Here is a 25226-nt window from a genome sequence, read left to right on the forward strand (position 1 = left end):
TTCGGCGATCCCGCAAGTTTACGTATAGAATCAAAGGCGCACAGGGTCAACACCCTGTGAATCTTTCAACAGATCGGCGATGATCTCGCTGATCTGACGACATCAGGAGTGGTTCACCGTGTACACGATCGAGATGGCCTACGCGCACATGCGACAGCTCCAGGAGCTGGCCAACCGATCCCGCACCGACCAGCCCGCCGCCGCCCACCGCGTCGACCGGACCCGCAAGCCGAGCACGGCGAAGAAGCGCTAGTCACCGCTTGCCTCCCGGGGGCGGGAGCCACCGAGCTCCCCCTCCCACCGGCGGTACAGCCGGTGCGGCACCCCTGCCGCATCCAGCACCCGCCCCGCGACGAAATCCACCAGGTCCTGGATGTGCGTCGCACCCGCGTAGAACGCCGGAGAGGCGGGCAGCACCACTGCGCCCGCCTCGTCCAGCGCCACCAGATGCCGCAGCGTCTGCCCGTTCAGCGGGGTCTCCCGCACCGCGACCACCAGCCGGCGACGCTCCTTGAGCGTCACGCTCGCGACGCGCTGGAGCAGGTCCTTCGACAGTCCGAGCGCCACCCCCGCCACACAGGCCGTGGACGCCGGCACGATCAGCATGCCCTTCACGGGATACGAGCCCGAGCTCGGCCCGGCGGCCAGGTCGCCGGCGCCCCAGTAGCGGACGTCGTCCAGTTCCGGCCGGGTGAAGGTCGCGGGCTTGCCGTCCGCCCCGTGCTCGAGCCAGGCGGCGAGATCGTCGCGCCAGTGCGCGTCGCGGAAGGCGATCCCGGTCTCGTCGAGCAGGGTCAGCCGCGAGGCCCGGCTGACCACCAGGTCCACGCTCTCCCCCGCCGCCAGCAGTCCGCGGATCACCGCGGCCGCGTACGGCGTCCCGGACGCCCCGGAAACCCCGACCACCCACGGGGTGCGCTTGCCGTCAGTCATAGCTCCGAGACTATCCGGCCACTGCAAAACGACGCTGAGTAAGGTGATCTGAGCGTCGACGGGTGGGCGACGGGCGGGGGGATCAGGACATGGCCGAGTTGCGCCTCGAGGAATGGAGCCGGGCCGAACGGGCCAAGGCCGCCGGGAAGCTGATGCTGGGCTGGGTGGGCCTGCTGTGGCTGATCGAGGCGGTCGACCTGGCCACCGGGCACGCGCTGGACGCGTACGGGATCATCCCGCGCACCGCCGACGGACTGACCGGAATTCCCCTGTCCCCGTTCCTCCACTTCGGCTTCGGCCATGTGGCGTCCAACAGCGTGCCGCTGCTGGTGCTGGGGTTCGTCGCCGCGTTGAGCGGGATTCGACGGTTCCTCGTGCTGTGCACGGTGGTCGTGCTCGTGGACGGGCTCGGGGTATGGCTGGTTTCCGCGTCGAACACCGTCACGGCCGGGGCCTCGGGGCTGGTGTTCGGGCTCTTCGGGTACCTGCTGGTCCGCGGGTTCGTGGAGCGGCGGGCTCTGGGCGTCCTGGTCGGCATCGTGATCGCCGCGTACTGGGGGGCCGGGATCCTGACCGGCATCCTGCCGACGAACACCACGGTCAGCTGGCAGGGCCACCTCTTCGGCCTCCTGACGGGCGTGGCCTGCGCGGTCCTGCTCGGCCGCCGGACCGCCCGGGGGTAGGGCCTAAGGGGCGGTTCCACCCGGGTCCACCGGCAAGGCCGAGGTGTCCACGGAGATCTTTCCGATGCCCGTCTCGACGACGACCGTCCCGCCGTACGGAATCACGTCCCGCCCGAGGTAGCCCTCCGGACCGGGGTTCCACAGGTCGGACTCCGAACCACGGGTTTCGGCGGCGGCCACGCCATCGGGTTACAGCGTGAGGCCCCGGGCCACCAGGTCCGCCAGGGCGCAGACGAAGAGGGCCATGCCGATGAAGCCGTTCACCGTGAAGAAGGCGCGGTTCAGGCGGGACAGGTCGTGCGGCTTCACGATCGTGTGCTCGTAGAGGAAGGCCCCGACGACGATCACCAGGCCGAACCAGAAGAAGGGGCCGGCGTCCGTCGCCACGGCGTACCAGGCCAGCAGGGCCGTCGTCACCGCGTGCGCGCCCCGCGCGCCCCACAGGGCCGCCGGGACACCGAACCGCGCCGGGACGGACTTGACGCCGTCCGCGCGGTCGGCGGCCACGTCCTGGCAGGCGAAGATCAGGTCGAAGCCGCCGATCCAGACGCCCACCGCCAGGCCCAGGATCACCGCGTCCCAGGACCACTCGCCGGTGATCGCCAGCCAGGCGCCCACGGGCCCCATCGCCTGGGCCAGACCCAGGATGGCGTGCGGGAAGTTCGTGAACCGCTTGCCGTACGGGTACACCACCATCGGGATCACCGCGACCGGCGCCAGCGCCAGGCACAGCGGGTTCAGCAGCGCCGCCGAGCCGAGGAAGACGGCCAGCGCGATCCCGGCGCCGGTCCAGGCCGACCGGACGGACACGGCGCCCGTGACGAGCTCGCGCCCGGCGGTGCGCGGGTTCCGCGCGTCGATCTCCCGGTCGATGATCCGGTTCGCGGCCATCGCGAAGGTCCGCAGCCCCACCATGCAGACGGTGACGAGCAGCAGCTCGGCCCAGTGCATGGTCCGGTCGAGCCGGAACATGGCCGTCAGCGCCGCGATGTACGCGAAGGGAAGCGCGAAGACCGAGTGCTCGATCATGACGAGCCGCAGGAACGCCTTCACCTTGCCGGTCGGCTGCGGCGCCGGGCCCGGCCCGATCACCCCGTCGGCGGTCGTCATCATGCGAGGGCTCTCCGGAACTCTTCGATGTCGGCCAGCAGTTGCGCCGCCGGGAGCGCGCCGAGCTGCACGGTGTGGGGGCCGGCGGCGCCGTCCTCCTCGCCCTCGGGCGGGGAGACCCGGGCGGTGACCTCCCAGTCGCCGCCCGAGGGGCGGGCTTCGAGGCTCAGGAAGTCGCCGGCCTCGACCGCGAACGGCTCGCCCGACGCCAAGGCGCCCTGGAGCTGCTCCGCGAAGCCGTCCGCCTCGGTGTCCCGCGCTCCGGGGAGCTCGAACTCTCCGTGCCCGGCACCGTCCTCGTACATCAACGCCCAGACGTCACCGGGTCCGGCGAACTCCTCGGGGGTGACGCCCGCCTGCTCGGCGGCCAGCCGGACGCCCGGGTCCGCGGGGTCGATCTTCGGGCGCAGCAGTGCCACGTAGACGTCGCCGGCGCCGAGGAAGAGCTCGGGACCTCCCACAACGATGGGGCTCACAGGCCGTACTCCTTCCAGCGGCGGTCCACCAGGGCCGCCGTCGCCGGGTCCGACTCCACCATGTCGGGCCAGCCACCGTCGCGGGTGTAGCCCTCCTCGGGAAGCTTCTTCGTCGCGTCGATGCCCGCCTTGCCGCCCCAGAACTGCTGGTACGAGGCGTGGTCGAGGTGGTCGACCGGGCCCTCCACCACCGTGAGGTCGCGGGAGTAGTCCGTGTTGCCGAGCGCCCGCCAGGAGACCTCGTGCAGGTCGTGGACGTCGCAGTCGGCGTCCACGACGATGATCAGCTTGGTCAGCGACATCATGTGCGCGCCCCAGATGGCGTGCATGACCTTCTGGGCGTGCTTGGGGTACTTCTTGTCGATCGAGACGATCGCGCAGTTGTGGAAGCCGCCCGACTCGGGCAGGTGGTAGTCCACGATGTCCGGCACGATGATCTTCAGGAGCGGGAGGAAGAAGCGCTCCGTGGCGCGGCCCAGCGGACCGTCCTCCGTCGGCGGCCGCCCGACGACGATCGACTGCAGCAGCGGACGCTTCCGCATCGTCACGCAGTCGATCTTCAGCGCGGGGAACGGCTCCTGCGGGGTGTAGAAGCCGGTGTGGTCGCCGAAGGGACCCTCCGGCAGCATCTCGCCCGGCTCCAGCCAGCCCTCGATGACGACTTCGGCGTTGGCCGGGACCTGGAGCGGGACGGTCTTGCAGTCGACCATCTCGATCCGCTTGCCCGCGACGAACCCGGCGAACAGGTACTCGTCGATGTCGCCGGGCAGCGGCGCGGTCGACGCGTACGTCACGGCCGGCGGGCAGCCGAAGGCGATCGCGACCGGGAGGCGCTCGCCGCGCTTGGCGGCGACGGCGTAGTGGTTGCGGCTGTCCTTGTGGATCTGCCAGTGCATGCCGATGGTGCGCTTGTCGTGGCGCTGGAGGCGGTAGAGGCCGAGGTTGCGCACGCCCGTCTCGGGGTGCTTGGTGTGGGTGAGGCCGAGGTTGAAGAAGGACCCGCCGTCCTTGGGCCAGGTGAAGAGGGCCGGGAGCTGGTCCAGGTCGACGTCGTCGCCGGTGAGGACGACCTCCTGGACGGGCGCGGAGTCGCCCTTCACCTTCTTCGGCGGCACGTGCACCATCGAGCCGAGCTTGCCGAACGCCTCACGGACCCCGATGAAGCCCTGCGGGAGCTCCGGCTTGAGCAGGCCGCCGATCTTCTCGCTGATCTCGCCGTACGACTTGAGGCCGAGGGCCTTCAGGAGGCGGCGGTCGGTCCCGAAGACGTTCATGGCCAGCGGCATCGCCGAGCCCTTGACGTTCTCGAAGAGGAGGGCGGGACCCCCCGCCTTGTTCACTCTGTCGACGATCTCCCCGACCTCGAGGTACGGGTCGACTTCGGCCTTGATGCGCTTGAGGTCGCCCTCCCGCTCCAGAGCCCGGAGCAGCGAGCGGAGATCGTCGTAAGCCATAGGGGCCAGTATCCGTCACCGACTAACCTGGGAGTGTCACCGGGGCCCGAGGCGGGTCCCCCGTCACTGCTGGGGAGTCGGTCCCACACCGTGCTGCGCTATCTGCCGTTCCTGCTGATCATCGCGCTGACCATCTACGCCTTCATCGACTGCCTGAACACCCCCGAGGAAGAGGTCAAGCACCTCCCCAAGGTGGTCTGGGTGATCATCATCCTGCTCTTCTCGATCGTGGGGCCGGTGGTGTGGCTGCTCGCCGGGAGGCAGCGGTCCGCGGTCGGCGGCGGCCGGGCGCGCCGGACCCAGTGGGTCGCGCCCGACGACAACCCGGAGTTCCTGAAGTCGCTCGGCGAGGAGCGCGACAAGAACAACAGGAACCGGGACACGGACAAGGACTGAGCGCCACGGCGCCTGCGCCGTGTGGCGCAGCGCACAATTGAACACGTTCAAGGCTGCTGCAACAATGGGCGGATGCCGGAGAACTGCGGAGGGCCGCGGGTCGTCGACACGATCCTGCGCAATCTGCTCGCGTACGGGATCGCCGTCGCCGCCCTGCTCACCATGGCCGGCGGCAATCCGCACACCCACCACACCGCCCCGGCCGTCTACGACGCGCGCGCCGACGAGATCGTCGGCACCTGGCGCTGCGTCGGGGGCACCGAGGTCGTCTTCCGGGCCGACGGGAGCGCCGCCGTCACCCTCCTCGACGGGCAGGAGCGGGACTACGACCACGGCTGGCGGCTCTCCGGCTCCGGCACCTGGAAGCTGATCGGCCGGGAGCCGGCCGGCTGGAACTACGGCCAGCACGTCCGCCTCCACCTGCCCGCCCCGGCCTCCGCCGGGGCCAGGGGCGACGCACCGGACCGGCAGCCCGCGCCCGCACGGTACAAGTGGACCTTCGAGCTGCGCCGCGACCACCGGCAGACCCTCGAGCTGTACTTCTTCCTCGGCGAACCGGGCGCGCGCAGCGCCTACGTCCTGGAAAAGGACGCGTAGGACGCGCGCAGCTCCGCCCAGCGGGCGTCGGTCCACCGGGACCAGTCCGCCGGATGGCCCTGCAGCGCGGATTCGAGCAGCTCGAAGTGGTGGTGCCAGCCGGCCAGGCAGTCGAGGCGGTCCTCGTCCGAGCCGGCCCGCTCGTTCAGGAAGCGGATCACGGTCGAGTCCGTCCCCACGGCTTCCAGGTGGAAGCGGATCCGGCCGTGCTCGCTCACCGTGTACTCCGCGACCCGCTCGACGTCCCAGGCCGTGACGTGGCCGGAAACCGTCGCTCCGCCGTTCAGCCAGTGCAGGGTGACGGCCCCGCCGAGCCGGCGCTCCAGGACGTCCGCCGCGGCCAGCCAGCCGCGCAGCCCTTCCGGCGTGGTCAGGGCGGGCCACACGGTCTCGTACGCGCTCGGCACGTGGACCTCGAAGCGCAGCAGCCAGCGGTTCCCGCCGCGGCTCTCACTGGTGGCATGACTTACGGGTGCCATGCCACCAGCGTCCCACTCCCGCGCGTCAGACGCCTGCGTACGAGTGCTTGCCGCTGAGCAGGATGTTCACGCCGTAGTAGTTCCAGATCCAGCAGGCGAAGGCGAAGAGCGCGAGGTACGCGGCCTTGCGGCCCTTCCAGCCGGCGGTGGCGCGGGCGTGCAGGTAGCAGGCGTACGCCACCCAGGTCACGAAGGACCAGACCTCCTTGGGGTCCCAGCCCCAGTAGCGGCCCCAGGCGTCGCCGGCCCAGATCGCGCCCGCGACGATGGTGAAGGTCCACAGCGGGAACACGGCCGCGTTGATGCGGTACGAGAACTTGTCGAGCGAGGCCGCCGAGGGCAGCCGCTCCAGCACCGAGGAGCGGAAGCGGCCCGGCGTGCGGCCCTGCTCGAGGTGGCTCTCGTAGGAGTCGCGGAACAGGTAGAGCACCGCGCCGGCGGCGCCGATGTAGAAGACCGCGCCGCAGAAGATCGCGGTGGAGACGTGGATCCACAGCCAGTACGAGTGCAGGGCCGGGACCAGCTGGTCGCTGTCGGTGTAGAGCCAGGTGGTGGCGATGCCCAGGTCCAGCAGGACGGTGGTGACCAGGATCAGGCCGAGCCAGCGGACGTTCTTCTTCAGCGCCAGGAGCAGCAGGTAGGCGCCGACGGCGACGGTGGAGAAGGTCACCGAGAACTCGTACATGTTGCCCCAGGGGGCCCGCTGCACGGACATCGCGCGGGCGACCACGCCGGCCGCCTCGATGAGGAAGCCGAGTGCGGTCAGCGAGACCGCGATGCGGCCGTACAGGTCGCCGTTCTCGGTGCCGCCGGCCGCGCCGGGGCCGTCCGGGACGTCGCGGGTGCCGGCGGCGGAGCGGGTGACGACCTTCGGCTTGTCGAGGACGGCCGTTCCCCCCTTGCCGCGCACCTGGACCGCGGGGGCGTCGGCGGCCCCGGCCCCGGCGGCCTTGGTGCCGGTCAGCGCCGCGGCCGTACGGCCCACCTTGCTGCGGCTGCCGAAGGTCCACTCGGCGATGTGTGCGAGGAAGGCGAGCGTGTAGACCGCCATCGACGAATAGACCAGGTAGTTGCTGATCTGGGCCAAGTTCTCGTTGACTTCGGCTGCGAGCGGCGTCATCCGCGCTCCCCTTCGACAGTTTCCTTGACAGGTTGGTCGGGCGCCGTGGGCGCCTGCTGGTGGAGGGCGGCGGCGAGCTGCCCCAGCTCCTCGGGGAGCTTGGCCGACTCGCTGCGGCCGAGGCCCGCCATCTCGACGACGGTCACGCCGTCCTCGCCGGCCACCGCGCGCACCCAGACCCGGCGGCGCTGGATGAACAGCGACGCGGCCAGGCCGCCGATGGCGGCGATCGCGCCCCCGAGGGCCAGGCCGCTGCCCGGCTGCCGGGTGATCGAGAAGGTGGCCCAGCGCTCGACGCCCTCGAACTTCACGGTGCCCGCGCCGTTCGGCAGCTCCATCGTCTCGCCGGGCAGCAGCCGCTTCTTGAACAGCTGCCCGTCGGCGTCCTTGAACTCCTGCATCTTGGAGGTGTTCAGCTGGTACACGTTCTGCGGCAGACCCGCGTCCACGCCCAGGCTGCCGTGGTAGGCGCTCAGCGCGAGGACGGGGAACTTCAGGTCCGGGAACTGGGAGAGCATCGTGCCCTTGCCCTCACCGGCGAAGGTCGGCACGAACATGGCGTTGAAGCCGAGCTGCTCCTTGTTGCCGTCCTTGTCGCGGTAGCCGTCCGGGACCTTCACGGCGCCGGAGGAGCTGAGGTTCGCGTCGAAGGGCAGCATCGGCACGGCGTCCTTGAAGACCACCTTGCCGGTCGGGTCGGTCACGGAGACGATCGGCGCGTAGCCGTGGCCGAGCAGGTAGACCTTGGACCCGTCGACCTCCATGGGCTTGTTGACCTGGATCTCGCGCTTCTGCGGTGCGCCGTCCGCGCCGTCGCTGAAGGTGACGTACGCCTTGAAGTCGCGCGCGGTGCCCTTCTGCGGGCCGCTCTCCTCGTACGTGGCGTCGAACTTGTCGAGCGTGAAGGAGAAGGGCGCCAGGTCGTCGGCGCTGAAGAAGCTGCCGTACTTGAAGTCGTCGTACTGGGTCAGCGTGTTCGCGAAGCCCTTGCCGCGCAGCACGAGCTTGCCGCCCTCGGACTTGAACAGCTGGCCCCAGGCGAACGCGACCAGCATCACGATCAGGGCGATGTGGAAGGCCAGGTTTCCGGCCTCGCGGAGGTAGCCCTTCTCGGCGGCCACGGCGGACGCACCGGCCTCGGTACGGAAACGCCGGCCGCCGAGGACGGTCTTCGCGTGTGCGAGCACCTCGTCGGGGGACTTCTCCGTACGCCACGTCGCGTACGCGGGCAGCCGGTCCAGGCGCCGGGGGGCGCCGGGCGGGCGGCCGGTGAGCTGGCCGACGAACTGCCAGCTGCGCGGGACGATGCAGCCGATCAGCGAGATGAACAGCAGCAGGTAGATCGCGGAGAACCACACCGAGCTGTACACGTCGAAGAGCTGGAGCTTCTCGGCGAGCGGGACCCAGAAGGAGTGGTCCTTCTTCCACTGGGCCACCTTCATCGCGTCGACCTGGTTCTGCGGGACGAGCGAGCCCGGAATGGAGCCCAGGGAGAGCAGGAAGAGGAGGATCAGCGCCACGCGCATGGACGTGAGCTGCCGCCAGAACCAGCGGACCCAGCCGATCACGCCGATGCCGACGGGGCCGCCGGTGTCCTCCGCGGGGGCGGTGGACAGCTGCGCGCCGGCGGCGGCTTCGCTCGCGTCTGCGGTGTCTGCGGCGTCCGCGGCTTCCTCGGACGGGTTCGGCGCCTCGGTGGACGCCTTGTCTGTCGTACTCATGTGTGTGTAGTCCTCAGATCCCCACCGTGAAGCCTTGGGTCCAGCTCTGCATGTCGTTGACGATGCTGGCCCACAAACCTGTGACGAGCAGCAGACCGGTCAGGACCAGCATGCCGCCGCCGATCCGCATCACCCATGCATAGTGCTGCTTCACCCAGCCGAAAGCGCCGAGCGCCTTGCGGAAGGCGATCGCGGCGAGGATGAAGGGCAGGCCCAGGCCCAGACAGTAGGCGACGGTCAGCAGCGCGCCCCGGCCGGCGCTCGCCTGGTCGATGGAGAGCGTGTTGACCGCGGCGAGGGTCGGGCCCATGCAGGGGGTCCAGCCGACACCGAACAGGACGCCGAGCACGGGCGCGCCGAGCAGGCCCGCGGTCGGCTTCTTGTGGAAGCGGAACTCGCGCATCGTCAGCCCCGGGATCAGGCCCATGAAGAAGAGGCCGAGGACGATCACCAGACCGCCGAGGACCCGGGAGATGATCTCCCTGTTCTCCTGGAGCGTGCCGCCGAAGTACCCGAAGAGCGCGCCGGTGGAGACGAACACGGCCGTGAAGCCGGCGATGAACAGGCTCGCCCCGGCCAGCATCCGGCCGCGCCGGGCCTCGGCGAGGTCGGCGCCGCTGATGCCGGTGACGTACGAGAGGTAGCCGGGGACCAGCGGCAGCACGCAGGGCGAGAAGAACGAGACGAGTCCGGCGAGGACCGAGATGGGCAGCGCCAGCATCAGGGCCCCGTCGAGGACCGTCGTGTTCACGCCGGCCGGCTCGGCGGCCAGGGTGAGGAGCTCGGGGACCACGAGGTCACTGCTCCGCGAGAACGGGGTCGATCATGGAGCGCAGCTGCTGGTCGTTGATCGCGACGAGGGTGCGGGCGGCGATCTTGCCCTCCTTGTCGAGGACGATCGTGGAGGGGATGGCCTGCGGGTTCAAGGTGCCTGCAGGGAAGCGGAGCATCAGCTTCCCGTCCGGGTCGTAGAGGCTCGGGTAGGTGATCCCGAAGTTCTCCTCGAACGCGACGGCGTTCTGCTTGCTGTTGTCGCGGGTGTTGATGCCGACGAACGCGACGTCCTTGCCGCCGTCGGCGAGCTCCTTGGACACCTGCGCGAAGTACTTGGCCTCGTTGCGGCACGGCGGGCACCAGGAGCCCCACACATTGAGGACGACGACCTTGCCCTTGAGGCTGGTGACGTCGAGGGGCTTGCCGTCGACGGTCTCGCCGTCGAGCTTGGGCGCCTCGGTGCGCGAGCCCTTGGCGACGGTGGAGATGCCGCCGGCGCCGGTCACGTAGTTGCCGCCGGCGGAGCCGTTCGGCTTGCCGCCGCCGTCGTCGCACGCCGACAGGGTCACGGCGCTCGCGAGGGTCACCGCGGTGAGCAGGAGAGCACGGCCAATTCTCATGTGAAAAGTTTCGCATGAGCGATTTGCGGATCTTTCCCGCCCCCCGACGGGATGCCGAGCCGCTGGTCAGCCGGTCGGCCGGCCGCCCGGTCAGGCAGCGGAGAGGTACGCGTTCCAGCCACCGGCCGGCGGCTGGCCCGGGGCCAGCCCCTGGAGCCGCGCCAGCAGCCTGGGGTCCTGAACGTCGAGCCAGTCGGCGAACTGCCGGAAGGAGACCAGCCGTACGTCCTTTTTGTCCGACATGCCCTTGAGGGCTTCCTCGACGGCGTCCATGTAGATGCCGCCGTTCCATTCCTCGAAGTGGTTGCCGATGAAGAGCGGCGCGCGGTTCGTCTCGTACGCGCGCCGGAAACCGCCGAGGTAGGTGCCGGTGGCCTGGGTGCGCCAGGCCGGGTAGTTGGAGGGCACGCCCCGGGTGGTGTTCTTCGACTGGTTGGCGAGGATGTTGTAGTCCATCGACAGCACCTCGAAGGAGTGCCCGGGGAACGGCATGGACTGCAGCGGCAGGTCCCAGATGCCCGACTTCTTCCCCGGCCACACCTGGAGGCCGCCGGGCGAGGAGGCGTCGTAGCGCCAGCCCATCTTCTGCGCGACCGGCAGCATGTCGTCCCGGCCGAGCAGGCAGGGGGTGCGGCCGCCGACCAGTTCCTTGCGGTAGTCGAAGGGCAGGGGTTCGAGGTCGGTGAAGCCGGTGTTGGTGCGCCAGTTGGTGACGAAGGACACGGCCTGGTCGATCTCGCTCTGCCAGTCGTCCGGGGTCCAGTGGGCGACGGAGCCGGAGCCGGCGCAGAAGTGGCCGTTGAAGTGGGTCCCGATCTCGTGGCCGTCGAGCCACGCCTCGCGGACGCACTTCAGGGTGTTACGGACGTTCTCGTCCTTGAGGTAGCCGATGTCGGAGGCCCCGGCCGGGTTGTTCGGCGGCTTGTAGAGGTCCTTCTTCGACTCGGGCAGCAGGTAGATGCCGGAGAGGAAGAACGTCATGGCCGCGCCGTGATCCTTGGCGAGCTTGAGGAAGCGCGGGAAGAGGCCGTTGCCGATCTCTCCCGCGCCGTCCCAGCTGAACACCACGAACTGCGGCGGGGTCTCGCCCGGCTGGAGCGGTACGGGCTTGTCCGGCTGCCGGGGCTGCGGGCCGGAGTCGGCGGTGGAGCCGTCACCGATCGGCCGGGCCGCGGGCGCGGACCCGGACGGGCCGGAGCCGCCGGGACCCGGGCCCGGACGGGCCGGGCGGTCGCCGGCGCCGCAGCCGACGACCCCGGCCGCCACCGCGGCTGCGCCGAGCCCGAGCAGTCCCCTTCGAGTGAAGTCGCGCTTCGCGTCGCTCATGAATAGTCACATAAACGGACTTTTCAATGAAGTCGAGGCTCCGCGCGGCGATTCGACAGGACTTGTATGAACTTTTAGGCGCCGAAGGCCTTCGACTTGCCCTTCACCGGCTTCGCCCCCGCGAGCAGATGCGCCGGGACCAGGTCCCGGGCCGGCTCGCTGTAGCCCACCGACACCAGCCGGTCGCCCTGGTACGTGAACGACGTCAGCGAGGCCAGCGTGCACTGCCGGCGCCGCGGGTCGTGCCACAGCCGGCGCTTCTCCGCGAAGCTGCGCACGATCCAGATCGGCAGCTGGTGGCTGACCGCCACCGCCTCGTGGCCGCGGGCCGCATCGCGCGCCGCCTCGATGGCGCTCGTCATCCGGACGACCTGCTCCACGTACGGCTCGCCCCAGGACGGCTTGAACGGGTTCGTCAGGTGCTTCCAGTTGGCGGGCTTGCGCAGCGCGCCGTCCCCGACACCGAAGGTCTTGCCCTCGAAGACGTTCTCCGCCTCCAGCAGGCGCGCGTCCGTCGCCACGACCAGGCCGTGGCCCTTGGCGACCGGCGCCGCCGTCTCCTGCGCCCGCTCCAGCGGGGAGGAGACCACGTACGTGATGTCACGGTTCTGCAGGTGCTCCGCGACCCGCTCGGCCATCTCGCGGCCCAGCTCGGAGAGGTGGTAGCCGGAACGACGCCCGTAGAGGACCCCGTCCGGGTTGTGTACCTCGCCGTGCCGCATCAGGTGGACGACGGTGATCTCGCTGCTGCTCATGCGGTCCCCTCCGGGGTGGCCTGCGCGGCGGCGCGGGCGGCGGCGGGCAGCGCAGCCGCGATGCGCTCGACCGCCTGCTCGTCGTGGGCGGTGGAGACGAACCACGACTCGAAGGCCGACGGCGGCAGGTACACGCCCTGCGACAGCATCGAGTGGAAGAAGCCGTTGAAGCGGAAGGACTCCTGCTTCTTGGCGTCGTCGTAGTTCTTCACCTCGTCCTCGGTGAAGAAGACGGAGAACATGTTGGACGCGGTCTGCAGCCGGTGGGCCACGCCCTCCTTGGCGAGCGCGTCCGTGACCAGGCCCTGGATCTGCGCGGAGACCGCGTCGACCTTCTCGTACGCGGCCCCGTCCAGCAGTCGCAGCTGCGCGAGGCCCGCGGCGGTGGCGACCGGGTTACCCGAGAGCGTGCCCGCCTGGTAGACCGGGCCCGCCGGGGCCAGGTACCCCATCACGTCGGCGCGGCCGCCGAACGCCGCGGCCGGGAAGCCGCCGCCCATGACCTTGCCGAAGGTCATCAGGTCGGGCTTGACCCCGTCGACGCCGTACCAGCCGGCGCGGGAGGTACGGAAACCGGTCATCACCTCGTCGGAGATGTACAGCGCGCCGTTCTCGCGGCACAGGTCCGCCAGCCCCTGGTTGAACCCTTCGGCCGGGGTCACGACGCCCATGTTGCCGGGCGCGGCCTCGGTGATCACGCAGGCGATCTCGCCGGGGTGCGCGGCGAACGCCGCCCGTACCGCTTCCAGGTCGTTGTACGGCAGCACGATCGTGTCGCCGGCCTGCGCACCGGTCACCCCGGGCGTGTCCGGAAGCGCGAAGGTTGCCAAACCGGAACCGGCGGCGGCGAGCAGCGCGTCCACGTGGCCGTGATAGCAGCCCGCGAACTTCACGACCTTGGCCCGGCCCGTGAAGCCGCGCGCCAGCCGGATCGCCGACATGGTCGCCTCGGTGCCCGAGGACACCAGGCGGACCTGCTCGACGGGCTCGATGCGCTGGACGATCTCCTCGGCGAGCGCGACCTCGCCCTCACCGGGCGTACCGAAGGAGGTGCCGCGGGCGACGGCGGCCTGGATGGCCTCCACCACGGCCGGGTGGGCGTGGCCGAGAATCATCGGCCCCCACGAGCAGACCAGGTCGACGTACTCGCGGCCGTCGGCATCGGTCAGGTACGGACCGGTACCGGACACCATGAACCTGGGCGTTCCACCCACGGCGCGGAAGGCGCGCACGGGAGAGTTCACGCCGCCAGGCGTCACGAGGGACGCGCGGTCAAAGAGAGTCTGCGAGACTTTGGCTTCATACGGGTACGGGTAGCTCACACCAGCCATGGTCTCATCAGGCCGCGACTGACTTGCGGACGGGCGTTTCACCGCGCCGCCCCTGGGGAGGTCACTGCCATGATGATCAGGCTGCGTGGCGGGGGCCGCGGGGCCGGGGCAGGCAAGACCAGTCGGGTGGAGATATGCAACGCGGTGGTGGACCGGGCGAGGGTACGGACGGCCTCGACCCGCAGCGCGCCCGCGAGGCGCGCGAAGCCCGCCGACGGGGCAAGCACCGGCGCCGGGCAGCGGACGCGGCCGATCCGGTACCCGGGCCCCTCGAGGACCCGGACGGCCTGCCCAAGGGCCGCGGCATGGGTGTGACGTACAAGTACTTCGGCGCGCCCGACGGCGCGACGGCGGCCCGGGTCCCCGTCACGATGCGGCCCGAGGAGCTCGGCGGCGACGAGCTCGGCATGGGCGGCCTGTTCACGAAGATCAAGCCGGAGACGGTGGCCGCGATGGTCCTGACGGGCATCGAGGGCATACCCCTGCACAAGGTCCCCCCGCTGGAGCTGGTCGTCCTCCACCCCGACTACGCGGTGGTCAAGCTCCCGATGACGGTGGTCGACCCGCTGCGCGGCATCGGCGAGGAATCGGTCGGCGCCGCGGCGTTCATCTGGTCCACGGTCCCGGACCGCGGCGGCCCCCGCGACGCCTTCAACGTCTACCAGCTGCTCCACGAGTGGCAGGACTTCAGCCACCGCCTCCACGAGGCCGGCCACCAGCCGTACTGCCTGGTCTGGCCCTGACGGCTTCCGGTCGCCCGGTCAGCCGGCGGCGAGGGTCTTCAGGGCGCGCTCGTGCAGCGGGTTGATCCGGATGCGCGAGGCGGCGCCGTTGTGGACGGCGTTGGTGACGATCACCACGTACCGGCCGGTGGCGGGAGCGAGGTGGAGGCTCGTACCGGTGAATCCGTGGTGGTACGCCACGGTGCCGCCCGCGGCGAGGATCCAGCCCAGACCGCGCTGCAGGCCCGGCTCGATCTCGGCCTGCGGGACGAGGCTGGTCCGCAGCCACCCGTCCAGCGGACTCCCGTCGCCTGCGAGCAGGTGCTCGGCGTACGTGGCGAGGTCGGCGGCCGGTGCGAAGACCCCGGCGTGGCCGGCGACGCCGCCCATCACGGCCGCGTTCTCGTCGTGGACGGCCCCCCAGAGCCGGTCGTGGCCGTCGTGCCGCTCGGTCGGCGCGACCCGGGGCGACTGCGCGACGGGCCCGTACGCGGTGTCCGCCATGCCCAGCTCGGCCCACAGGACGGCGGCGAGCTCGTCCAGCGGCTGCCGGTGGACGTGGGCGAGGGCCAGGCCGAGGAGGATGTAGCCGCGGTTGATGTAGCGGTGCGTGCCCGGCATGTTCTCCATGAGCTCCCGGCAGATCAGCTCGTGCAGGGGCCGCTCGGTCAGGTCGTAGAGGTCGAGCCGGGTCGCGGCCCGCAGGCCGGAGGTGTGCGAGAGCAGCTGGCGCACGGTGGCCTCCGCGCTCGGCATCGCGCCCTCCATCGGCGGCAGGAACTCCCGTACCCGGGTGTCGAGGTCGAGCAGGCCCGCGTCGACGGCACGGCCGACGAGCGGCCAGGTGGCCGTGACCTTCGTCAGGGACGCGATGTCGTAGACGGTGTTCGCGTCGGGCGTGCCCGGGCCCGTGAACGGGGAGACGACGCCGGCCGACCGGACGGTGCGGTCCCCGCCCGCCGTACCGCAGACGACGACCCCGCCCGGGGTGGCGCCGTCGGCGACGATCTCGCGCAGCGCGTCGTGCAGTCCGCTGGTCTCGGCGGTCGTGAACGGTACGGCCTGGTTCATCTGTGCCTCCGGCTCGGTCGTGGCCTCTGCTCTCACCACCCAGCCTGGCCATCCCGTCGCACCAGTGCCCGTAGCCGCGCCGGAGGCGGCTAGGCGGCGGTCCGGGCCGCCGGCGGGATGTTCTGGTTGAGGCGGAACACGTTCCCCGGGTCCCACTCGGTCTTCAGCGCCCGCAGCCGGTCCAGCTTCCGCTCCCGCGCACCGTAGGCCTGGCGGATCCGCTGCTCGCCCTCGTCCATCAGGAAGTTCACGTACACACCCGCGTGGTACGGCTCCAGCGCCGACCAGAACTCACGGACCCACCCGCACTCCTCGGCGAACCCCTCCGGCGTCTTCGTGATCCCGTTGATGTTGAGCATGTGGCCCAGCTCCCGCCCGCCCGCCGCCGTGTCGTCCTCGCCGACCCGGGCGACCGCACCGCCCAGCTGGAACAGCGGGAACCCGCTCTGCGGCGAGTCGATCCGCCCCGCGTACTCGGCCATCGTCTCCACGACCCCGTCGGCGAGCCGGTCGAGGCCGCAGCCCCGGAAGTAGTACCACCAGCCGTGCGGGAACGACGCGTCGAACATCGCCTGGTGGGCCAGGTACGGCTTCGGCCGGCACAGATCGAGCAGTGGCCGACCGAACTCCCGCATCGGCCGCATCACTTCCTCCCCGGCCGCCACCTCCCCCACCCAGCAGCCGATCACCATCACCACGCGCCGGCCGTACAGCTCCGGCGGGATCGCCGGCAGCGGCGGGACCTTGCGGTGGACGACGATCGTCGTCAGCTCGTCGGGCACCTGCGCGATCCACTCCCGGTAGCGGCCCAGCACCTGCGCCGAATCCTCCACCGGCCACATCACCGGCCCGGCCAGCACGGTCGGGCCGACCGGGTTCAGCCGGAACGTGAACTCCGTGACGATCCCGAAATTGCCGCCCGCCCCGCGCATCCCCCAGAACAGCTCCGGCTCGTGCGACGCGCTCGCCGTGATCCGGTCCCCGGCCGCCGTGACCAGGTCGACCGACAGCAGCTGGTCCACGCTCAGCCCGTACTTGCGGCTCAGCCAGCCGATCCCGCCGCCGAGGGTGAGCCCCGCAACGCCCGTGTGCGTCACGATCCCCGACGGCACCGCCAGCCCGAACGGCTGCGTCGCCGCGTCCAGCTCGCCGAGCAGCACCCCCGCCTGGACCCGGACCGTACGGGCCTCGGGGTCCACCCGGACCTCCTTCAGCGCCGACAGGTCGATCACCACGCCGCCGTCGCAGACCGAATGCCCGGGGAAACTGTGCCCGCCGCTGCGCACCGCGACCGGCGCGCCCGTCTCCACCGCCCACTTCAGCGCCGCCACCACATCGGCCGAACCGGTGCAGGGCGCGATCAGGGCGGGATGCCGGTCGATCGCACCGTTCCAGATCCGCCGACGCTCCTCGTACGGGGCGTCCCCGGCCCGCACCAGGCTGCCCCTGAAGGAACGCGCCAGCTCGTGGTACGCGGAGTCGTCCAGCCGGACCGGCACAGTCGAGGTACCCATGCGAACTCCCGGCGGCTCGCCACCGCTCTCCCACGAGTCTTCCACCCCGCAGGCGGGCGGGCCAGCCGTGGACCGCCGACTCCCGGCGCCCATAAAGCGGGGTTATGGGGGTATGGCCCCGATACCGCTACCGGCGGCCAACCCCCGGGCGGAGGGCTCAGCGCGCTGGGCCCGGCCTGGATCATCGCCCGCTCCCGCAAGGGGTCGCTCATTCCCCCGCCCTGCGGCGGGCGGACCCCGTCACCTCTGCCGTCCTGCTCGCCTTCGCCGCGAGCAACCTGGTCGCCTGCTTCTTCCTGCAGGGCTTCGCCTGGCAGATGCCGGGCGACCCCACCGGCTACGCCCTGTTCCACTGATCCCCGGGTCCCGCCGGGCGCGCCCCGCCTGCGGCAACACCGTAAATTCGGCCGCGCCGCCGCGGCCCCGATGGCATGCTGACAGCGTGAACGGACCCGGCATTCAGCTCACCCTCGCCCCCGAACTACGCCTGTTCGCCCCGCCCAGCCGGCGCGCCGAACGCGTACCGACCGCCACCGACGGCGCCTCCAGCCTCGGCCACGTCGTCGAATCGGCCGGCGTCCCGCTCACCGAGGTCGGCCGGCTCCTCGTCGACGGCCGTGAGGTGCCCGTCTCCTACGTGCCCAGCGCCGGGCAGTCCGTCGAGGTCTTCGGCGTCGAGCGCCCCCAGCACGTCCCCGGCGCCCCGCCGCTGCGCTTCCTCCTCGACGTCCACCTCGGCACCCTCGCCCGCCGCCTGCGCCTGCTCGGCGTGGACGCCGCGTACGAGAACGAGGACATCGGCGACCCCGCCCTCGCCACCCGCTCCGCCGCCGAACAGCGCGTCCTGCTCTCCCGCGACCGCGGACTGCTGCGCCGCCGCGAGCTCTTCGCCGGCGCGTACGTCTACAGCGACAACCCCGACGAGCAACTGCGCGACGTCCTCGGCCGGTTCGCCCCCGCCCTCGCGCCGTGGACCCGCTGCACCGCCTGCAACGGGCCGCTGCGCAACGCCGACAAGGAAAGCGTCGGCGACCGCCTCGAGAGCGGCACGCACCGCTCGTACGACGTTTTCGCCCAGTGCACGGCGTGCGAGCGCGTCTACTGGCGCGGCGCCCACCACGCCCGCCTGGAGCGGATCGTCAGTGAGGCCGTGGAGGAATTCGGCGGCGTGGCCACGCCGTAGTCCGGCGTGGCCACGCGGGGCCCGGCCCCCGGCTCAGAACGCGTACGCGTCGCCCGTGTCCAGCGCCAGCACCGCGTGCTGGTTGTTGGACAGGTCCCGGTCGGACGCCCCGCCGTTCCACCACGTGTCGATCCGGACCACCACCTCCGGCTGCCGCTCCTTCAGCTCCAGCAGCAGCCCGATGTGCCGGCCCCGCCCGTGCAGCGGCAGCTCGCCCGTTTCGCACACCACCTCGCGCAGCCCGGCCCGCGCGCAGCCCTCCGCCAGCTCCTGCCGGTCCGCGAGCTCCGCCGACAGCCGCACCCGCAGCGTCGCGTTCGGCAGCGCGGCCGGCCCCTCGTTCTGCGGCACCACCCACACCCTCAGCCGCCCTTGCGACAGGGACACCCGCCCGTGGTACGCCACGTCCGCCTCGGGCCCGGTCCACGCCTCGGCCCTCCCGGACGTCCCAGGGACCCCGGGCACCCCAGGCACCCCGGACACCCCGAGCACCAGCAAGCCCGCCACCACCACACTCCGTACGGCACCACGGCGCACCGCCACCACCTCCACGCGCGGAGGCTAGCCAGCACCGCCCCCGACCGGTCGGACCATCACACGAACGAGGGCGAGCCCTCCCCCAACCGGCGGGCGCCGCCCCGGGCCCGGAACCCGCCTGCGTACGCTTCGAGCCATGCTGATCGCCCGCTCCGCCGCCCTGTTCGCCCTCGCCGCGCTCCTCGAGATCGGCGGCGCGTGGCTCGTCTGGCAGGGCGTCCGCGAGCACAAGGGCTGGGCCTGGATCGGCGCCGGCGTCATCGCCCTCGGCCTCTACGGCTTCGTCGCCACCCTGCAGCCCCAGGGCGACTTCGCCCGCATCCTCGCCGCGTACGGCGGAGTCTTCGTCGCCGGCTCCCTCGTGTGGGGCATGGCCGCCGACGGCTACCGACCCGACCGCTGGGACATCGCCGGCGCCCTCGTCTGCCTCGCCGGCATGGCGGTGATCATGTACGCCCCGCGCGGCCGCTGAGCCCCGCCTATGCTGGCGGATATCCGCCCGTACGCATGACCGAACGACCGAGGAGCCCGCACATGAGCACGGCCGCCACCCGAACCGCCGTAGTCACCGGCGCGAGCAGCGGCATCGGCGCGGCCACCGCCCGCCGGCTCGCCGACGCCGGCTACCACGTCGTCCTCACGGCCCGCCGCAAGGACCGCATCGAGGCCCTCGCCGCGGAGCTCACGGCAGGCGGCCACTTGGCCACGGCCCACGCCCTCGACGTCACCGACCGGCCCGCCGTCGACGCCTTCGCGGCCTCCCTCGACCGCTGTGACGTCCTCGTCAACAACGCCGGCGGCGCCATCGGAGCCGAGCCCGTCGCCACCGGCGACCCCGCCGACTGGCGCACCATGTACGAGGTCAACGTCATCGGCACGCTCAACCTCACCCAGGCCCTGCTCCCCGCCCTCGTCGCCTCCGGCGACGGCACGGTCGTGGTCCTCTCCTCCACCGCCGGGCACTCCACGTACGAGGGCGGCGCCGGCTACGTCGCCGCCAAGAACGGCGCCCGCGTCCTGGCCGAGACCCTCCGCCTGGAGATCGTCGGCCAGCCCGTCCGCGTCATCGAGATCGCCCCGGGCATGGTGAAGACCGAGGAATTCGCCAAGACCCGCTTCCGCGGTGACGCCGAGAAGGCCGAGAAGGTCTACGCGGGCGTCGCGGCCCCCCTCACCGCCGACGACGTGGCCGACACCATCACCTGGGCCGTGACCCGCCCCAGCCACGTCAACATCGACCTCCTGGTGGTCCGCCCCCGAGCCCAGGCCTCGAACACCAAGGTCCACCGCGACCTCTAGACGTACGGCACGAGCCCGGCGGCCTTCACATGCAGCAGGAGGGCTGCCGTCAACCCCCTTGGCCCGCCGTGCAGTTGGACGGCCCCTCACCCACACGACACCGTATGGGTGAATCCGTGCGGAATGTCGGCGGGCGCGGCTACGCTCCCCAACACGACCGGTCCGGGCTCCTCCGTTCCCCCGACAACTGCGCGCAGGCGTCAGCCCTTGATGCAGATGACCTGCTTGAGCTTGGCCACGACCTCGACGAGGTCCGTCTGCTGGTCGATGACCTGCTCGATCGACTTGTAGGCGCCCGGGATCTCGTCGACCACGCCCGAGTCCTTGCGGCACTCGACGCCCTTGGTCTGATCCGCCAGGTCGCGCGCCGAGAAGCGCTTCTTCGCGGCCGTCCGGCTCATCTTCCGGCCCGCGCCGTGCGAGGCCGAGTTGAAGGACTTCTCGTTGCCGAGGCCCTTCACGATGTACGAGCCCGTCCCCATGGAGCCCGGGATGATCCCGTAGTCACCGCTGCCGGCACGGATCGCGCCCTTGCGCGTGACCAGCAGGTCCATGCCGTCGTACCGTTCCTCCGCCACGTAGTTGTGGTGGCAGCTGATCTCGCGATCGAAGGAGACCTTCGCCTTCCGGAACTCCCGGCGGATGACCTCCTTGAACAGGCTCATCATCGCCGCGCGGTTGTACTTGGCGTACTCCTGCGCCCAGAAGAGGTCGTTGCGGTACGCCTCCATCTCCGGGGTCGCGGCGAGGAACACGGCCAGGTCCCGGTCGACCAGGTTCTGGTTGTGCGCCAGGCCCCGGGCCACGCCGATGTGGTGCGCGGCGAGCTCGTTGCCGATGCCCCGGGAGCCGGAGTGCAGCATCAGCCAGACCGAACCCGACTGATCAAGACAGAATTCGATGAAATGGTTTCCGGATCCGAGCGTTCCGATCTGCCTCACAGCACGGTCCTGACGGAATTTGACCGCATCGGCGACGTAGTCGAAGCGCTCCCACAGGTCCGCGTACCCCGTCTCCGAGAAGCCGTACAGCCTGGACGGGTCGACTGCCTCCTTGTGCAGCCCCGCGCCCACCGGGATCGCCTGCTCGATCTTCGAGCGGAGCTTGGACAGGTCCCCCGGGAGGTCGTTCGCCGTCAGGGACGTCTTCACCGCCGACATGCCGCAGCCGATGTCCACCCCCACCGCCGCCGGACAGACCGCGTCCTTCATCGCGATCACCGAGCCGACCGTCGCGCCCTTGCCGTAGTGGACGTCCGGCATGACCGCCAGGCCCTTGATCCACGGAAGGGTGGCGACGTTGTGCAGCTGCTGCATCGCGCCGGCCTCGACCGACGCCGGGTCGGCCCACATCCGGATCGGGACCTTCGCTCCCGGTACCTCTACATACGACATAAGACTCTAATCCCCCGAGAAGCATGAAAAATTCGTTATACGCAAAAAGCCTCGCTCTTAGCCCCAAATCAGACAGGGGACCGGCGCCAGCACCAGCGTGTGCGATAGACATTGTGTTCATCCGCGTCCAAAGCGCGGCAACGCATTTTCCTGACCGCCGGGCCGCCGGCCGGTCGAAGGGAGCCAGTGGACGTGCAGCGCAAGGCGGTACTGCGACGCCGAAGAGTCCTGCCGGGCATCGCGATGCTCACCGCAGTCATGGCCGGGCTCGCCGGCCTGACCGGGTGCACCAGCGGCAACGGCGTCGGGGACGACACCGACTCCAAGGCGGGCGACAGCAGCCCCGCCCCCGCGCCGGCCGGCAAGTACCGCAGCCTGCCCGCGCCGTGCAGGGCCGCCGACGGCAAGCGCCTCAAGGCCATGCTCCCGGCCGCGGACAGCCTCACCGACGTACAGCGCACGCAGCTGTACGCCGGCACCGCGGACACCTCGTACGACGGCGACCGGCACGTCGGCTGCCGCTGGACGGCGCAGACGCCCGAGGAGACGCGGCTGCTGTCGGTCGGCTTCGAGCGCGTCGTCTCGTACGACCGGACGCTCATGAGCGACGACGACAAGACGCGGCAGGTGTACGTGCGCCGGCTGACGGACGCGCACCTGCCGTTCCCGGGCCCCTCGCCGAGCCCCACCACCGGTACGACCACCAGCCCCGCCCCCTCCGCCCCGCCGGCCGCGAGCGCTCCTCCGCCGACGGGGCAGTCGCCGTCGCCCGCCACCGGCAGCCCCTCCGCGCCGCCGCCCGAGCTCGGCTCCCGCGTCATCGAGGGGCTCGGGACCGAGGCGTTCCTCGAGGACAAGCTGAGTGCGGCCGGCGCCAGCGCGGCGCAGGCGCGGACCGTACGGATTGTGTTCCGCACCTCGAACGTCATCGTCACGGTCGAGTACAGCGTGCAGCCCGCGCTGCCCGGCACGGTCCCGGCGAGCCCCGAAACCCAGGACAAGGCACGGCAGTTGGCGCAGGCTCTCGTCGAGCGTTTCAACAACTGAGAGGGCGGCCGGGAGCGGGCGCGGGGGGCTCGGCGTGACGGCGCGCACAGCAGGCGCGCGCCGGGTCGGGCTACCGTTGCTCGGGTCCCGCGCCCGTACCGCCCCCCGCACCAGGCCCACACCACGCCCGCACCGCGTCCACAGAACGCGCCCCACAACGTACTGAAGGAACCATGCACCGATCAGCCTCGCGCCTCACTCGCGTTCTCGCCTGCGCAGCCGTCCCGGTGATCCTCACCGTCGCCGGCTGCTCGTCCGACTCGGGCAAGGACTCGGGTTCGGGCGGCGACAAGAAGCCCGGCGCGTCCTCGTCCGCCAAGCCGAGCGGCAAGGCGTCGGCCACGCTCGAGAAGGCGGCGTTCGCGACGCTGCCCGACCCGTGCAAGTCGATCCAGACCGCGACCGTCGACACCCTCGTCCCGGAGGCGAAGGACAAGAACGGCACGGCGACGAAGTCGAACGATCTGACCACCCGCGCCAGCTGCTCGTGGAACGGTCTGGACGAGGACGGCCTGAAGGGCTCGCAGTACCGCTGGCTGTCGATCTCCCTGGTCCGCTACGACTCGCACGCCTCGCTCGGCAGCGCGAACAAGCGCGCCGAGGAGCAGTTCAACAAGCAGGTCGAGACCGCGAAGGCGGCCGAGGGCGCGCACGACGTGAAGGTCGAGCAGGCGGGCGGCATCGGCGACCAGGCGTCGTCGGTGGTGTACGGCGTGAAGAAGGACGTCGACTTCTTCAACACGACGATCGTGGCGCGCACGCAGAACGTCGTGATCACGCTCGACTACAACGGTGCGGCGTACGAGGGTGCGGGCGCTCCGGATCAGGCCAAGCTGCTCGAGAACGCGATCGCGGCGGCGAAGGAGACGGTGGCCTCGGTCGGCACCGCCAACCAGCAGCAGAAGCAGCCTGAGCAGCAGGCTTCTCCCTCCGCGCAGTAGGCGTCGGCGGATCCGGGCGGGCGCCGAGGGTGCCCGGCGCCCTTAACGGGAGGCTGACATTCAGTCACCTGTGCAGTCACCCGTACGCTGTGCCTGCCGTAGCTCGACAAGGGGAGGGGATCGCGGGTGGCCGCGATGCAGCTGACTCGTACGCACCGGATACTCATCGGCGTCGTGGTCGCAGGAGCCGTGGTCATCGCGGGGATCGGTTTCGCGGGCTCGTACGCCGCGGTCCGCGCGCTCGCCCTGCAGAAGGGGTTCGGGAGCTTCTCGCTGGTGTTCCCGATCGGCATCGACGCGGGCATCTGTGTGCTGCTGGCGCTCGACCTGCTGCTGACGTGGATCCGGATCCCGTTCCCGCTGCTGCGCCAGACGGCGTGGCTGCTGACCGCGGCGACGATCGCGTTCAACGGCGCGGCGGCCTGGCCGGACCCGCTGGGCGTGGGCATGCACGCCGTGATCCCGATCCTGTTCGTGGTCACGGTGGAGGCGGCCCGGCACGCGGTGGGCCGGATCGCGGACATCACCGCGGACCGGCACATGGAGGGCGTGCGCATCACGCGCTGGCTCCTCTCCCCCGTCCCCACGTTCAAGCTCTGGCGCCGGATGAAGCTGTGGGAGCTGCGGTCGTACGAGCAGGCGGTCGGCATGGAGCAGGACCGGCTGATCTACCAGGCGCGGCTTCAGGCCCGGTACGGGCGGGCCTGGCGCCGCAAGGCCCCGGTGGAGGCGCTGATGCCGCTCCGGCTGGCCCGGATCGGCGTCCCCCTCTCCCAGACGGCCCCGGAGGGCCTGGCGGCGGCGGGCATCGACCCGATGCTGCTGCCCCCGGCGGCCGCGGCCATCGCGACGGGCTCGGCGGTCCCGGCGTCCTCGGCTCCGGCTCTGGAGGCGGGCGCGGCGGCCCTGACGGGCGCCGGCGCGGCGGGCCAGGCGGGCGCCGGCGCCGGTATCGCGGGCCGGCCGGGCGGAGCCGAAGGCCAGGCAGGCTTTGCCGGCGCAGCCGCAGGTGTCGCGGGCCGGCCGGGCCTGCCCGGCGGGGTGCCCGCCCAGGCGGGCGTGCCGGTCGGGGCCGCAGGCCAGCCCGGCCTTGCCGGCGCAGCCGCAGGCTTCCCCGGCCAGGCGGGCCCGCCCGGTGGAGCCGGCGGCCCTGCGGGCCAGGCCGCGCCGCAGGCGCCGGCCACGGCCTACGCCCCCGGGGCGGAGCCCCACCCGGGGTCCGGGGCGGAGCCCCGGTTGCGGGAAGGGGCGGGTAGGGGAACAGCCCCGCAGGGCCACACCCCGCTCCCCTTCGCGGTCGACCCGACGGCCATGCCCGCCGCCCACGACAGCGCCTGGTTCGCCGCCCCCCTGGCCCCGCAGGCCGCGTACGAGGGCGGGTACAACCCCCAGTACGTCGAGGGCCTGGAGCCGACCCCGGTCATGCCCCCGACCGGCCCGGACGAGGACGTTCCGCAGCAGGAGCAGCTCCCCGTACCGCCCGCCGCCGATGACGACGATTCCGCTTCCGACTCGGACTCCGGCTTCGACCAGGTCAAGTTCAACGAGGCGGCCTACGAGGTGTTCCGCTCGTACCTCGACGAGCACTCCGACTTCCCGACCCCGGAGCAGGTGGACATACACCTCTCGGACCGCCACGGGATCGACCACCCGCGCAGCTCCTCGATGATCCGCAAGCTCATGCCGGGCCTGAAGCTGCGCTACCAGCGCGAGCTGGAGAACGAGCACATCGCGTAGGCCCCG

At 71.3% G+C, this 25226-nt stretch carries 29 protein-coding genes; 12 read left to right on the forward strand and 17 right to left on the reverse strand.

Annotated features, from left to right (window positions below; genetic code table 11):
• The first annotated feature begins 118 nt into the window (after nt 1–118).
• Nucleotides 119–253, forward strand: a complete 135-nt coding sequence (locus tag AB5J51_RS18150) for a hypothetical protein (RefSeq protein WP_266626677.1) — start codon at nt 119–121, stop codon at nt 251–253.
• Here the strand turns inward: AB5J51_RS18150 and AB5J51_RS18155 are convergent.
• Entirely contained in the window at nt 250–933 is a 684-nt protein-coding gene (locus AB5J51_RS18155) for a UbiX family flavin prenyltransferase (RefSeq protein WP_053789436.1), read from the reverse strand. The genes AB5J51_RS18150 and AB5J51_RS18155 overlap by 4 nt on opposite strands.
• A gap of 89 nt (nt 934–1022) precedes the next feature.
• On the opposite strand from AB5J51_RS18155, the gene AB5J51_RS18160 reads away from it, so the two are divergent.
• Nucleotides 1023–1616 carry a rhomboid family intramembrane serine protease gene (locus tag AB5J51_RS18160; protein WP_136225677.1) on the forward strand — a complete coding sequence of 198 codons (594 nt, stop codon included), beginning with the start codon at nt 1023–1025 and terminating at the stop codon, nt 1614–1616.
• 3 nt (nt 1617–1619) lie between these two features.
• Here AB5J51_RS18160 and AB5J51_RS18165 read toward each other — a convergent pair whose 3' ends face one another.
• Genes AB5J51_RS18165 through AB5J51_RS18180 form a run of 4 tightly spaced genes read right to left on the reverse strand, consistent with a single transcriptional unit; the run spans nt 1620 to nt 4656 of the window.
• A complete protein-coding gene (locus AB5J51_RS18165) occupies nt 1620–1796 on the reverse strand; it encodes a hypothetical protein (protein WP_159047319.1) in 177 nt (58 codons plus the stop codon).
• A gap of 9 nt (nt 1797–1805) precedes the next feature.
• A complete protein-coding gene (gene mqnP / locus AB5J51_RS18170) occupies nt 1806–2729 on the reverse strand; it encodes a menaquinone biosynthesis prenyltransferase MqnP (RefSeq protein ID WP_107093646.1) in 924 nt (307 codons plus the stop codon).
• Nucleotides 2726–3202, reverse strand: a complete 477-nt coding sequence (locus AB5J51_RS18175; RefSeq protein WP_136225676.1) for a hypothetical protein — start codon at nt 3200–3202, stop codon at nt 2726–2728. Before AB5J51_RS18175 ends, mqnP begins: the two co-directional genes overlap by 4 nt.
• Nucleotides 3199–4656 carry a menaquinone biosynthesis decarboxylase gene (locus AB5J51_RS18180; protein ID WP_053789440.1) on the reverse strand — a complete coding sequence of 486 codons (1458 nt, stop codon included), beginning with the start codon at nt 4654–4656 and terminating at the stop codon, nt 3199–3201. Before AB5J51_RS18180 ends, AB5J51_RS18175 begins: the two co-directional genes overlap by 4 nt.
• Before the next feature lie 90 nt (nt 4657–4746).
• On the opposite strand from AB5J51_RS18180, the gene AB5J51_RS18185 reads away from it, so the two are divergent.
• Both AB5J51_RS18185 and AB5J51_RS18190 read left to right on the forward strand, forming a co-directional pair.
• Nucleotides 4747–5052 (forward strand): PLD nuclease N-terminal domain-containing protein, encoded by a 306-nt coding sequence (locus AB5J51_RS18185; RefSeq protein ID WP_369778088.1) that lies wholly within the window; start codon nt 4747–4749, stop codon nt 5050–5052.
• Between the two features lie 72 nt (nt 5053–5124).
• The gene (locus AB5J51_RS18190; protein ID WP_053789441.1) at nt 5125–5649 is read left to right on the forward strand and encodes a hypothetical protein; all 525 of its coding nucleotides are present in this window, start codon (nt 5125–5127) and stop codon (nt 5647–5649) included.
• On the opposite strand, the gene AB5J51_RS18195 is transcribed toward AB5J51_RS18190, so the two are convergent.
• The 8 genes from AB5J51_RS18195 to hemL all read right to left on the reverse strand — a co-directional run bounded on the left by AB5J51_RS18195 (nt 5625) and on the right by hemL (nt 13775).
• Nucleotides 5625–6128 (reverse strand): SRPBCC domain-containing protein, encoded by a 504-nt coding sequence (locus AB5J51_RS18195; protein ID WP_053789442.1) that lies wholly within the window; start codon nt 6126–6128, stop codon nt 5625–5627. The genes AB5J51_RS18190 and AB5J51_RS18195 overlap by 25 nt on opposite strands.
• A 25-nt stretch (nt 6129–6153) precedes the next feature.
• The gene (gene ccsB / locus AB5J51_RS18200) at nt 6154–7248 is read right to left on the reverse strand and encodes a c-type cytochrome biogenesis protein CcsB (protein WP_053789443.1); all 1095 of its coding nucleotides are present in this window, start codon (nt 7246–7248) and stop codon (nt 6154–6156) included.
• Nucleotides 7245–8969 carry a cytochrome c biogenesis protein ResB gene (locus tag AB5J51_RS18205; RefSeq protein WP_078987755.1) on the reverse strand — a complete coding sequence of 575 codons (1725 nt, stop codon included), beginning with the start codon at nt 8967–8969 and terminating at the stop codon, nt 7245–7247. The genes ccsB and AB5J51_RS18205 overlap by 4 nt, the downstream gene beginning before the upstream one ends.
• Nucleotides 8970–8982: 13 nt before the next feature.
• Nucleotides 8983–9690 (reverse strand): cytochrome c biogenesis CcdA family protein, encoded by a 708-nt coding sequence (locus tag AB5J51_RS18210; protein WP_369780273.1) that lies wholly within the window; start codon nt 9688–9690, stop codon nt 8983–8985.
• Nucleotides 9691–9766: 76 nt separating this feature from the next.
• Nucleotides 9767–10363, reverse strand: a complete 597-nt coding sequence (locus AB5J51_RS18215) for a TlpA disulfide reductase family protein (RefSeq protein WP_053789445.1) — start codon at nt 10361–10363, stop codon at nt 9767–9769.
• A gap of 90 nt (nt 10364–10453) precedes the next feature.
• On the reverse strand, nt 10454–11689 hold the full coding sequence (locus AB5J51_RS18220) for a hypothetical protein (RefSeq protein ID WP_369778089.1): 1236 nt from the start codon (nt 11687–11689) through the stop codon (nt 10454–10456).
• 74 nt (nt 11690–11763) lie between these two features.
• Nucleotides 11764–12444 (reverse strand): histidine phosphatase family protein, encoded by a 681-nt coding sequence (locus AB5J51_RS18225; protein ID WP_030302145.1) that lies wholly within the window; start codon nt 12442–12444, stop codon nt 11764–11766.
• Nucleotides 12441–13775, reverse strand: a complete 1335-nt coding sequence (gene hemL, locus AB5J51_RS18230; RefSeq protein ID WP_078987757.1) for a glutamate-1-semialdehyde 2,1-aminomutase — start codon at nt 13773–13775, stop codon at nt 12441–12443. Before hemL ends, AB5J51_RS18225 begins: the two co-directional genes overlap by 4 nt.
• 305 nt (nt 13776–14080) lie before the next feature.
• On the opposite strand from hemL, the gene AB5J51_RS18235 reads away from it, so the two are divergent.
• The gene (locus AB5J51_RS18235; RefSeq protein ID WP_030161262.1) at nt 14081–14518 is read left to right on the forward strand and encodes a hypothetical protein; all 438 of its coding nucleotides are present in this window, start codon (nt 14081–14083) and stop codon (nt 14516–14518) included.
• A gap of 18 nt (nt 14519–14536) precedes the next feature.
• Here AB5J51_RS18235 and AB5J51_RS18240 read toward each other — a convergent pair whose 3' ends face one another.
• Both AB5J51_RS18240 and AB5J51_RS18245 read right to left on the reverse strand, forming a co-directional pair.
• Nucleotides 14537–15568, reverse strand: coding sequence for a serine hydrolase domain-containing protein (locus AB5J51_RS18240; RefSeq protein WP_369778090.1), 1032 nt, complete (start codon nt 15566–15568; stop codon nt 14537–14539).
• Between the two features lie 89 nt (nt 15569–15657).
• Nucleotides 15658–17082 (reverse strand): FAD-binding oxidoreductase, encoded by a 1425-nt coding sequence (locus tag AB5J51_RS18245; RefSeq protein WP_136225671.1) that lies wholly within the window; start codon nt 17080–17082, stop codon nt 15658–15660.
• Nucleotides 17083–17186: 104 nt separating this feature from the next.
• On the opposite strand from AB5J51_RS18245, the gene AB5J51_RS18250 reads away from it, so the two are divergent.
• Complete coding sequence (locus tag AB5J51_RS18250) at nt 17187–17438, forward strand: hypothetical protein (RefSeq protein WP_369778091.1); 252 nt, start codon at nt 17187–17189, stop codon at nt 17436–17438.
• Between the two features lie 86 nt (nt 17439–17524).
• Entirely contained in the window at nt 17525–18265 is a 741-nt protein-coding gene (locus AB5J51_RS18255; protein WP_133897252.1) for a Mut7-C RNAse domain-containing protein, read from the forward strand.
• Between the two features lie 33 nt (nt 18266–18298).
• On the opposite strand, the gene AB5J51_RS18260 is transcribed toward AB5J51_RS18255, so the two are convergent.
• Nucleotides 18299–18817 (reverse strand): hypothetical protein, encoded by a 519-nt coding sequence (locus AB5J51_RS18260; RefSeq protein WP_053789451.1) that lies wholly within the window; start codon nt 18815–18817, stop codon nt 18299–18301.
• Nucleotides 18818–18938: 121 nt separating this feature from the next.
• Between AB5J51_RS18260 and AB5J51_RS18265 the strand changes: the two genes are divergently transcribed.
• The gene (locus tag AB5J51_RS18265; RefSeq protein WP_369778092.1) at nt 18939–19274 is read left to right on the forward strand and encodes a YnfA family protein; all 336 of its coding nucleotides are present in this window, start codon (nt 18939–18941) and stop codon (nt 19272–19274) included.
• A 62-nt stretch (nt 19275–19336) separates the two neighbouring features.
• Nucleotides 19337–20101 carry an SDR family NAD(P)-dependent oxidoreductase gene (locus tag AB5J51_RS18270; RefSeq protein ID WP_133897254.1) on the forward strand — a complete coding sequence of 255 codons (765 nt, stop codon included), beginning with the start codon at nt 19337–19339 and terminating at the stop codon, nt 20099–20101.
• 200 nt (nt 20102–20301) lie between these two features.
• On the opposite strand, the gene AB5J51_RS18275 is transcribed toward AB5J51_RS18270, so the two are convergent.
• Nucleotides 20302–21495, reverse strand: a complete 1194-nt coding sequence (locus AB5J51_RS18275; RefSeq protein ID WP_053789455.1) for an RtcB family protein — start codon at nt 21493–21495, stop codon at nt 20302–20304.
• 192 nt (nt 21496–21687) lie between these two features.
• Between AB5J51_RS18275 and AB5J51_RS18280 the strand changes: the two genes are divergently transcribed.
• From AB5J51_RS18280 to AB5J51_RS18290, 3 genes are all read left to right on the forward strand, one after another.
• The gene (locus AB5J51_RS18280; RefSeq protein ID WP_369778093.1) at nt 21688–22542 is read left to right on the forward strand and encodes a DUF3558 domain-containing protein; all 855 of its coding nucleotides are present in this window, start codon (nt 21688–21690) and stop codon (nt 22540–22542) included.
• A gap of 173 nt (nt 22543–22715) precedes the next feature.
• Nucleotides 22716–23483, forward strand: coding sequence for a DUF3558 family protein (locus tag AB5J51_RS18285; RefSeq protein WP_053789457.1), 768 nt, complete (start codon nt 22716–22718; stop codon nt 23481–23483).
• 135 nt (nt 23484–23618) lie between these two features.
• Nucleotides 23619–25220, forward strand: coding sequence for a DUF2637 domain-containing protein (locus AB5J51_RS18290; protein WP_369780274.1), 1602 nt, complete (start codon nt 23619–23621; stop codon nt 25218–25220).
• The last annotated feature ends 6 nt before the right edge of the window (nt 25221–25226 follow it).

Origin of the sequence: Streptomyces sp. R33 (genome assembly GCF_041200175.1) — a bacterium.
Lineage (GTDB): Bacteria > Actinomycetota > Actinomycetes > Streptomycetales > Streptomycetaceae > Streptomyces > Streptomyces katrae_B.